Below are 6,683 nucleotides of genomic sequence, written 5' to 3' on the forward strand. Positions count from 1 at the left end.
TCCGCCATCAGCCAGCCCCCTCAATTACGTAGCCAAATTCGGTCAACTTCGCGCCGACCACATCGCGCAGATTAGATAAGTTCGGCACTTGCGCGAAAGTATATGTGCCCGCCAAGACCGCCGTAAACCAAACGCGCACCACAATCGAATTTTCGTTAAACATTCTTCGCATCCCCTTTCGAATCCAAAATAGTCGCGACAACTTCGCGCAAATTAAAAAGAGCCGGCACATCATCGGATGTCACCGCCCCTTGCTCGATTTTGCGTATCCACGCTTGCACTACGATTGAATTTTCGTTAAACACTTCCGCCACCTCCGCCGCCCTGCATCGCGATAAGAGTCGTAAGCTCAATGATCGCGTTATCTAAGTCGCTTTGAAGTTTCTCAATTTGCTCCGCCTGCGTTTCGCCTTCGAACACTTTTTCAAGCTCGCCGAAGCTACCGTCCGGTAGTCGCTTTCTGCGTAAAATCGTCATTAGCTCAACACCCCCGAAATTAATATAATCGCCGCATTTGACGTCACGTTTTCGCGATGCATATTGACTTCGAGCACGATATGTTCTTTCGCCGCGCCCGCATCATAAACGAACTCGTCCTCGACAACGCCTTCGCTGACTGGCGCCGTGTTCGATAATGTCATCGCGACAAACTGCTCTTGCTCGCCTTTTGCCGACATAGATACGTTTATGCCGACCGTTAAATCGCCGACCTCGCGTTGAACCCATACGATGATGCCTTGCGCCGTTCCCTTCGGCGGCGTAACCGTATAACGTTCTGTTGCGTCTTTCAGCGCCGTCCGGTTCTCCGTTTTCGCGAGTGGGAAAGATTTAGTCGTCACAAATCCGTAGCTGTCAGTCGCTTGTAGCGTGACTTGGTTGTTGCCGATATTGAGCGTCGCTAGGCTGACGTCGAAGCTAAATGCGCCACTTTGTCCGCGATAAATCTCGATGAACGCGCCGTCATTTACCTTGTATTTGACGATAACTTCCTGTCCTTCCGGGTCGGTAACCGCGCCAGTAATCGTTACTTTGTCCGCGTTAATTAGGTCGCTGACCACCTCTAGGGTGTCGATAGTCACCGTTGCTGCTCGGTTGGGCGTTACGTAGAATGTACGTGTTTGCTCCGTCGATTTTCCGCCTTGGTCGTCCTCCGCCCATACGCGTAAGGTGTTCGCTGTGCCTTCGACAAGTTGTTCGGTTACTGCGGTCTCGCCGTCGAATAGTTTACCGTTCTTGCACGTTAGAGTTTTCGCGAAAGGAATAGGCGCCGTGCCGTTCGAGATTGCCGTAGCAATTGCGCGAACTGTACCGCCGTTTATCGAATATTTAACGTTTACGATATTACCATTGTCGGCGTCCGTTGCCGAGCCGTCGATTGATAGCGTGTCATTTTCGTAGAGCGTGCGGTTATTTTCCGTGTTCAGCAATAATGTTGGCGTATTGTTTGTCGTATACTCTACTTCTAAGTAAGGTCTATATGCAATTGATGTTGCATTATCCGAATTTATACGAGCAGAACTGCCAGTTGTAGTCAATCCTAATGACAACGTACCTAATACTCCATTTTGAATTCTATTTACATCCCAAATGCTTTTAATATCAAAAACAACCCATTTCGCTTCGGCTCCGGAAGGCACATAAACAGATTGAGTTTCGAATGGTCCAGTTATATCAGGCTTTCTATACCATATAATATTTGAATCAAACGTTTGATCCAAAACATTACCTACTTTTATAGTAACTTGGCTGGACTCTTCGACTCGTAAATGTAATCTCACAGATGACACTAACGCATTTTTAGGAATTTCTGATGTATCAAACCTCAAAAAAGACTCATAAATACCAGCATGCACATATAAATATTTATCATCTGGATAACTACCACCAGGATAATCTTTCCAAACGTAAGTACCAACTTGAATTTTTGAATAATCTAATTTGGTTACAGCCAACCTAGTTCACCTCCGCCATGCTCACGGTAAATGTCGACCAATCACCGATTTGCATTCGTTTATTTAACGTATCAACTTTCGCACTACTTCGCTGTACCTTCGCGCCCTTTACATACTCATTTTTCAACGCCTGCACTGTAATAGTTTTCGCGCTAGTATCAACGGCAGTCACAAGCGTATCTTCGTGTTTCGTGCCGTCATAAACCGTAACTTCCGTAAATTGCGTAAAGTCCACGACACTATCGACTTTGATTTGCGTAGCGCCAATCGAAACAGCTTCGAGTATGTCCGCGCTCGCCTCTTGTAACGTAAGCTTATTCGTCGTACCGTCAAGGAAATCCGCGAAAGCACCACTATTGCCCGGCACACGTCCGTCAAGCTCTAACTGTACGCGCAACCTTGTAAGTTCGTTATTAAGTTCGATTATAAAATCGTGCGCTGTATAAATACCATCTTCGATATTGTTGGCGCGCGCTTGATTAAACCGCGTTCCTTCCTGAATAATCTCACCGTCAATAACGTCTCTAATTCGGTCAAACCAAATCGTTTTTACATATGGATTAGTACGTCCTATCTCCGCCATTTTATCCCTCCTTCACTTCGATTAAATTTAGCTCTACTACAAACGTAACAACGAGCCCATCAGCGCCCTTTTTAACACTAAATCCCCGCGTCTGTAATTCGCGCCCTTGTCCGTCTAGCAATCGCGCACTGGAAACTGTGCCTTGCTCATTCGTCAGATAAACGAAATGCTTAACTTTGCGTTCGGTTTTATTCGTCCTATAAATCGTATACTCTCGCTCAACGCCGTCAATTACGACAATTGCTCGTTTAGCGAGCGAAGCCATAAAGTTAACTGTTTCGTCGATATACAAATCCTTAATCGCCAATCTATCGCCACTCCTCTCCCGCATAAAATTCGCCACAAACTAAATAAGGGACTTCGAATCCGTACTCTCTCGCGATAACCGTCGCCTTATCTTTGATTCCGATGCCCTGCGCGTCGTCCGTACTGAACTCGTTACAAATCAGGTAGGGCACATCGAAGCTATACTCGCGCCCAGTAACGGTTATTACGTCTCGCAATTCGCCAACCAAGTCGAATCCTAAGTGCGCTGGCTTTACTTCGTTTATGGCGTGATAGATTTCGCCTGTATCAATCGGATTGTCGTCCGCTAGAGGAACGACCGCCTCGAAGCGATATTCCGAGTTATGCTCGATGATTTCGGCGTCGCGCTTCGGCACATAAACGTTTATCAAGTCGGTCATATATCGAAGCGTTGCTGGCGCGTTCCCTGCTAGTTTCGCGAGTATGCGTTGGCGACGGAACTCTACATCGGAATGAGGCGCAGGCGGAAGCGCAAGCACGCGTTCCCAATCCGCAAGCCCCCACGTTGCTGTACGTACGAAAAATTGATCGAGCAAATCACGTGCCTTACGCCTTGCTTCGTCCAATTCGACCGCGCTGGCGTGCATTATCGCTTCAACTTCGGGCGACTCGTCATAATATCGGGGCAATAAATCGTACAACTTTCGCTTAAGCTCCTGCATTCAAAATCACCTCGCCGACTATTGCGGTCGATTCTCCGTCAATCACAACGTTACTTGTCGAGCCATTTATCGTAAGTCCTTCGTAGTCGACAACGCCCTGTGTATCAATAATCGCGTTAGCTATTTGCGAGTAACGGATGATGTTGCCAGCTTGCGCCAAGTAGCCGTTAATATTCGCTTCAACTTCCGCTTGAACGTCGACGGGCAATAACGCACCCTCTAACGTTAGAGTGACCGCTATGTTTATAGCAATCTCGCGAACAGGTACGACCGTAACCGTTGCGCCTATCGGTCGCTCGCGCTCAATGTTCGCGATAACATCCTCAACAATCGCTGGACTTGGCGCGCGTCCGTTCGCGTCAATGACTACGACTTTTACCGTGCCGTTGCCGTTCCAAATCGGATAGACCCGCGCTCTGCTGACGCCTTCAACATCAGTCGCCCACTTTTCGTAGTGGTAGGTGTTGCCGGACGTAATCGGCTTGCGGACTTTCAGCAAATAGCGCGCCTTAAGGTCGCTGTCCGATTCCGTGTCGACGCCACCTTCGAAGTTTGCGAGATTAGTGACGGATTTAATGCCGTTCGGTGCGTTCTCAATCGCAATAATTTGTTCGGGGCTTACGTTACCTTGCGCGCCCGCTATGATTGCTTCCGCCTTGACTGTCGCCGTACCTTCCGCGATAACTCCGTAAGTGGTCGCCACAAAAAAGACACCCGAGCCCGTTAAGGCTCGCGTGCCTATTGGTATTTCTGCGCCCTCGTCGCCTGTAAATATAAGTTCGCCTTCCGCTTTAGTTGCCGCCTTTCGGAATACGCCAAGTTCGGCAGTCCTTCGCTCTAAATACTCAGCTTGCGAAGTGTCAGCGAAACCTAGCTCAAGTATCGCGTCAAGCTCAAAGCCAATCATTTCGAATTCCATCGCTGGCGGCGCAAGCATATCGTGCACGACCGCTCCTTCTCGCTTATCTACGTCATCGCGAACACTGTCTTTCATCGAATCTAATATTTCGTCGGCTGTTCGCGTACTATACATCGCCATTTACAGTCTCACCTCCTGCGTGTAGTCTCCGAAAATAGAAATAACCGTCAAAGCAACGAATAGCGCGTCACCTTCACGGCGTAATCTTATGTTATTGACTTCGATAATTCGGTCGTCATAAATTAATGCTTCGCGAACCATTCGAGGTACTTCCGACTCTAGGAACGCGTCCGTTACGTCCTGTCCGATTAAGTCTTCGAGCTCGCATCCGTAATCGTCCGTATAAATTAAGAAATGACTTCGGCTTGTTATCAGAGCCTTTCGCGAAAACTGCTTAACTGCGTCCAGATCGTCGACCATGCCCGTTAGTCGATTCGTGCCGTCGAAGTTGATACGATATGTTTTCGAAGGCTCGATGGCCTGCCCTTCCTCTTCTTCCGCAAGATAATCGTCCAAAAGCTCCGTAACATTATCGGGCGTTAGCGCCATCAATACCACCTCGCTCTGTCGCGAACTACATAAAGCATCTGCTCTTCGAGACAATCGACGATAACACGGTCGCCTACCTTGAGTACATCCTCGAACTGTAGCTCGATATAATTGTGTTTATACGAAGTCAAAGGTGCTGCCAAATCGTCAGTGTCGAGGTGGTCGCGTTCTGTTTTATCGCCTAAGTCACGTTCGGCAAGTTCGTTATGTGTCAGCGTTACGATGCGTGTATGCCGCGTTAAGTGTTCCGCGATAATTAAGTCGTCCTTATCGAGTTCAATCGGCGAACTATCGAGGCGTATCTTGATGTTAGGAGGCGCAGCGATAACCGTGCCAATTTCGATATCGACCGCCTTGTTATAGCCGTTCAATTGCATTTCCTGTACTAGTTGTGAGTACGGATCACCTTCCGGTTTTAAGTGCTTCATTACCATTCGCTAAACCCTCCTAATCTGCATAAAATGCTTGCCCCAATAGCCTGAAACGTAGCTGTGTTCCTCGCATCCACTTGACGCGAGACTTACACAATATCCGGGTCGCGTTACAATGCCGACGTGCGAAACGCCCTTTCGATATGTGCCTTGAAAGAATACAAGGTCGCCCGGCTGCGCGTCCGCTTTCGATACTTTGCGCCCTTTCTTTGCCTGCGTGCTAGTTCCGTGTCCGATATTGATGCCTGCCGCCTTCTTAAATACGTAATAAGTAAATCCGGAACAGTCCGCGCTACCACCTTCGACGTTCTTACCACCGTATTTATAACTAAGTCTGCCTTTATAACTGTTAGCGAGCCTAACGACTGCTGACGAAGAGTCTCCACTACTACCACCGCTCGTACTTCCCGCGCGAACATCTTCCTTCGTTTTCGCCGGCTTCGCTTGTTCCTCCGGCTTTTCATATTCTTGCTCCGGCAATTCAAGCTCGCGACGAAGCTTAAGGGACATAGTGTGTAAACCCTCAGCGCTAAACTTGTGCGAATCTGCGGAAATATAAAAAGCGCCCGACAAGCCGGTCATGGGCTCGGTGACTTTAATCTGTACACCCGAAACCATGGCGACATCGCCTAGCGCTTCTATATCGAACTCCTGCTCCGTTTTATTTAGTTCCTTAAGTAATGCGTCCGCCAAAGGCTTTAGTTTGTTAGTCGCTTTTACCTCTGAGTTATGTTCGTAATGTTGCATGATTCCATAATCGCGAATCGCATCGTTAGACTTGACGACTACTTCGACCGGACTGCTTTCGTCGCCACCCGTTAGTTTGACTTGCGTCTTACGCTCCTCGATGTCTTCGGTAAAGTTCGCGCTCATTAAGTTGCGTCCAGCTTCGATATGGAGAAATTTTGTTTGCGATTTTACTTCGCGAAGCTCAAGCGCGCCTTTAGCGTTGCGTAAAAAGTAACGCTTGCCCGTCCGCTTTCGCGTCTCAGTTAGCGCGACAACAACCATATCGTATAACGTTTTGCCTTTGAAAATCAGCCGAGGGATGACGTATTTCGTGTCGTCGATATGTCCGGTCTTGATTCCGTATTTAGTACAAATAGAACGAATAATGTCCGATGCTTTTTTGTTTGCGAATTTAAGATGGTCGGACGACTTCGAAAGATAAACGTTATAATCGTAAGCCGTTATCGACTGATCGCCCTGCTCATTAATGCCGAGCTTAAACGGAACGCCTCGGAAAACCTCTTCGTTACCGACGAGCACCCGAACCTCGCG

The 6,683-nt window shown here is 48.1% G+C and carries 11 protein-coding genes; all 11 read right to left on the reverse strand.

Annotation, left to right across the window (positions count from 1 at the left end; all coding sequences use genetic code 11):
• Positions 1-7: 7 nt before the first annotated feature.
• Positions 8-163, reverse strand: coding sequence for a hypothetical protein (locus V7014_RS23585; protein ID WP_335510934.1), 156 nt, complete (start codon positions 161-163; stop codon positions 8-10).
• On the reverse strand, positions 156-305 hold the full coding sequence (locus tag V7014_RS23590; protein WP_335510935.1) for a hypothetical protein: 150 nt from the start codon (positions 303-305) through the stop codon (positions 156-158). Before V7014_RS23590 ends, V7014_RS23585 begins: the two co-directional genes overlap by 8 nt.
• Complete coding sequence (locus V7014_RS23595; RefSeq protein ID WP_335510937.1) at positions 298-477, reverse strand: hypothetical protein; 180 nt, start codon at positions 475-477, stop codon at positions 298-300. The genes V7014_RS23590 and V7014_RS23595 overlap by 8 nt, the downstream gene beginning before the upstream one ends.
• Positions 477-1,952, reverse strand: coding sequence for a DNRLRE domain-containing protein (locus tag V7014_RS23600; protein ID WP_335510939.1), 1,476 nt, complete (start codon positions 1,950-1,952; stop codon positions 477-479). The genes V7014_RS23595 and V7014_RS23600 overlap by 1 nt, the downstream gene beginning before the upstream one ends.
• A 1-nt stretch (position 1,953) precedes the next feature.
• A complete protein-coding gene (locus V7014_RS23605; RefSeq protein WP_335510941.1) occupies positions 1,954-2,535 on the reverse strand; it encodes a hypothetical protein in 582 nt (193 codons plus the stop codon).
• 1 nt (position 2,536) lies between these two features.
• Complete coding sequence (locus V7014_RS23610; protein ID WP_335510942.1) at positions 2,537-2,866, reverse strand: hypothetical protein; 330 nt, start codon at positions 2,864-2,866, stop codon at positions 2,537-2,539.
• A complete protein-coding gene (locus V7014_RS23615; protein ID WP_335510944.1) occupies positions 2,844-3,503 on the reverse strand; it encodes a putative phage tail protein in 660 nt (219 codons plus the stop codon). Before V7014_RS23615 ends, V7014_RS23610 begins: the two co-directional genes overlap by 23 nt.
• The gene (locus V7014_RS23620; protein ID WP_335510946.1) at positions 3,490-4,542 is read right to left on the reverse strand and encodes a baseplate J/gp47 family protein; all 1,053 of its coding nucleotides are present in this window, start codon (positions 4,540-4,542) and stop codon (positions 3,490-3,492) included. Before V7014_RS23620 ends, V7014_RS23615 begins: the two co-directional genes overlap by 14 nt.
• A complete protein-coding gene (locus V7014_RS23625) occupies positions 4,543-4,971 on the reverse strand; it encodes a DUF2634 domain-containing protein (protein ID WP_335510948.1) in 429 nt (142 codons plus the stop codon).
• On the reverse strand, positions 4,971-5,405 hold the full coding sequence (locus V7014_RS23630) for a DUF2577 domain-containing protein (RefSeq protein ID WP_335510951.1): 435 nt from the start codon (positions 5,403-5,405) through the stop codon (positions 4,971-4,973). The genes V7014_RS23625 and V7014_RS23630 overlap by 1 nt, the downstream gene beginning before the upstream one ends.
• Positions 5,406-5,408: 3 nt before the next feature.
• A partial coding sequence (locus V7014_RS23635) for a C40 family peptidase (RefSeq protein ID WP_335510953.1) occupies positions 5,409-6,683 on the reverse strand: 1,275 nt, incomplete at its 5' end.

The sequence above is a fragment of the Bacillus sp. JJ722 genome, assembly GCF_036963345.1.
GTDB lineage: Bacteria > Bacillota > Bacilli > Bacillales > DSM-1321 > Bacillus_AD.

Coding starts and splice junctions, on each gene's coding strand:
- V7014_RS23585 (WP_335510934.1), bottom strand. CDS start 163: ATGTTTAACGAAAATTCGATTGTGGTGCGCGTTTGGTTTACGGCGGTC.
- V7014_RS23595 (WP_335510937.1), bottom strand. CDS start 477: ATGACGATTTTACGCAGAAAGCGACTACCGGACGGTAGCTTCGGCGAG.
- V7014_RS23605 (WP_335510941.1), bottom strand. CDS start 2,535: ATGGCGGAGATAGGACGTACTAATCCATATGTAAAAACGATTTGGTTT.
- V7014_RS23610 (WP_335510942.1), bottom strand. CDS start 2,866: ATGCGGGAGAGGAGTGGCGATAGATTGGCGATTAAGGATTTGTATATC.
- V7014_RS23615 (WP_335510944.1), bottom strand. CDS start 3,503: ATGCAGGAGCTTAAGCGAAAGTTGTACGATTTATTGCCCCGATATTAT.
- V7014_RS23620 (WP_335510946.1), bottom strand. CDS start 4,542: ATGGCGATGTATAGTACGCGAACAGCCGACGAAATATTAGATTCGATG.
- V7014_RS23625 (WP_335510948.1), bottom strand. CDS start 4,971: ATGGCGCTAACGCCCGATAATGTTACGGAGCTTTTGGACGATTATCTT.
- V7014_RS23630 (WP_335510951.1), bottom strand. CDS start 5,405: ATGGTAATGAAGCACTTAAAACCGGAAGGTGATCCGTACTCACAACTA.